Below are 1879 nucleotides of genomic sequence, written 5' to 3'. Positions count from 1 at the left end.
TCATAAGTAGTGTCCTCCAAATTGTCTGATTACTATTTACGAGGATACTACTATACTTTATAATAAACTAAAAATCACCTTTTTGGTTGCGGCCAAAGGCCGCGCTAGGCCCTTTGTGGTTAAACTCTCTTTGGTTGCAGCTTTGCTGTGCTATGGGATAGGGGCAAAACAACCCTGACAGGGTTTCAAACCCTGTCAGGGTTAACACTACTGTACGTCTCATTAAAACATGGCTGACATCACAAAAAACCTGGAATGCCCACGGATCAGCCCCACAAGGGCATGAAAGCTGCAAGGGAAGTGGCAAGCCTGTCCCCCGCTGGCGGGGGATTAAGGGGGTGGAATTGTCTGCGTAGGAAATCCGGGAGGTTTATAACATGAATAGCAATATGCATTCCCAAACTGGATACTTCACTATGTTCGGTACAAGGTTTGGGAGCGAGCCGTGTATCGTTTGCGCTGAGTTACGGTGAATAAGAATTATTTGGGAGAATTAGTGTCACATACCATACTTAAAATGCTCATAAAATATGAATTTTAAAGTGTTAATTGGGTGGCACGGACAAACTCTGTTTGTCCGTGTTGAACTTGTACGACATTGTCTATAAATCACAAATTGTGAGCTTATTGAGTATATATTCCTATATTCCTTCCCTGATCTGGTGGGGAAATATGGGAAGTGTCCCTTATATTTCCTTAGCAGACAAAATGAAGAAGTCTTTTTAATTCTAAAGGAAAACATTATGAACATACGAAGAATATTTTCAAAAGACACTGCCGTTTCAATAGCAGGCATACTTGGCGGACTGCTGGTTGTTGGCGTTATCTATTTTGTACCGGTGTATTTTTTTACCAGACCCAAAACCACAACCGAATGGCTGCTTAACGTTGTAATACTTGCGGCTTTCAAGGTATTTATGTCGCCGGTATTTTTCGTTATATGTGATGTATATGACAGGGCATATCTCCGGATATTCGGGAAAAATCGGAAGAGGAAGCAACTTTCGCTATGGAAGGAATGGGCAATGGATATCCTGGTGTCGCCCGGCGCATCCGAAAGATATAAGATAATGGACGCCATCAGGGACGGTTATGCCCGGCATGCCGATAAAATTCCATCCGAAATAAAAGATATTAACAGAAACAATGCGGCGGAAAAGATTGCAGAAATTGCAAAACAGATGGATTTGAAGTCAATTATAGATAAGCGGGCTGAAAAACAAAGAAGGAACACAGGAAAGGAAAAAAAAGAACCGCTAAGGAAGGCAGGAATGACAGGAAAGGGAAAAGGCGTAAAAATCTGAGGGAAATAAGATTTTTTCTGTACTTCCTGCCTTCCTCAGATGTATTTAAATTTATTTTGCTTTTTTAAACGAAAGGGGTTAAATATGCCGTTTCGTGATTGTGGCGTGTGTGGTGGTGGTCGTGGTTATGTGATGTGAATGAAGTGTGTTCAGCCTGTAATGGTATTCCTATAATGAAAATGAATTTATCCGGTATTTAGCCGGTATTTGAACTATGTGTGTAGTATGTAGGGAAAATATACAATAAGAGAGGAGCGTGGATATAATGCATGCATTAGACCTAAAGTCTATCGATATTAATACAGGGACAAGGTGCTTTGAAGATAACGAGTATGAGTCTTTACAGGAATATGCGCGGAAGATTTTTGAGGAGTTTGGCAATGACAAAGGGAAAATTACTGAGGGGTTGTCAGATAATAACTTTTACAACTATGGCATGGGATAATACGGTGTGAATGACTCAATTTTTTGAAATTGTATAATTCCAATCTCCATGGAAATTATGCTTTCCAATATTAATCTTTTCCATTTCCCGATCGGAAACCTTTATCCCTGTTGGATATTTCCTTTTGTCA

The 1879-nt window shown here is 40.2% G+C and carries 3 protein-coding genes; 2 read left to right on the top strand and 1 reads right to left on the bottom strand.

Annotated features, from left to right (window positions below):
* Positions 1–743 precede the first annotated feature (743 nt).
* Together QZT26_RS17400 and QZT26_RS17395 are read left to right on the top strand one after the other, a co-directional pair.
* Positions 744–1304 (top strand): hypothetical protein, encoded by a 561-nt coding sequence (locus QZT26_RS17400; RefSeq protein WP_295103988.1) that lies wholly within the window; start codon positions 744–746, stop codon positions 1302–1304.
* Between the two features lie 265 nt (positions 1305–1569).
* A complete protein-coding gene (locus QZT26_RS17395; protein ID WP_295103985.1) occupies positions 1570–1749 on the top strand; it encodes a hypothetical protein in 180 nt (59 codons plus the stop codon).
* Between the two features lie 15 nt (positions 1750–1764).
* On the opposite strand, the gene QZT26_RS17390 is transcribed toward QZT26_RS17395, so the two are convergent.
* Positions 1765–1879: hypothetical protein (locus tag QZT26_RS17390; RefSeq protein WP_295100125.1), on the bottom strand; the 115-nt coding region annotated here is incomplete at its 5' end.

Origin of the sequence: uncultured Candidatus Kuenenia sp. (genome assembly GCF_900696675.1) — a bacterium.
In the GTDB taxonomy this organism is placed as follows: Bacteria; Planctomycetota; Brocadiia; order Brocadiales; family Brocadiaceae; genus Kuenenia; species Kuenenia stuttgartiensis_A.
This window is presented reverse-complemented; position numbering and strand designations above follow the sequence as displayed.

Coding starts and splice junctions, on each gene's coding strand:
- QZT26_RS17400 (WP_295103988.1), top strand. CDS start 744: ATGAACATACGAAGAATATTTTCAAAAGACACTGCCGTTTCAATAGCA.
- QZT26_RS17395 (WP_295103985.1), top strand. CDS start 1,570: ATGCATGCATTAGACCTAAAGTCTATCGATATTAATACAGGGACAAGG.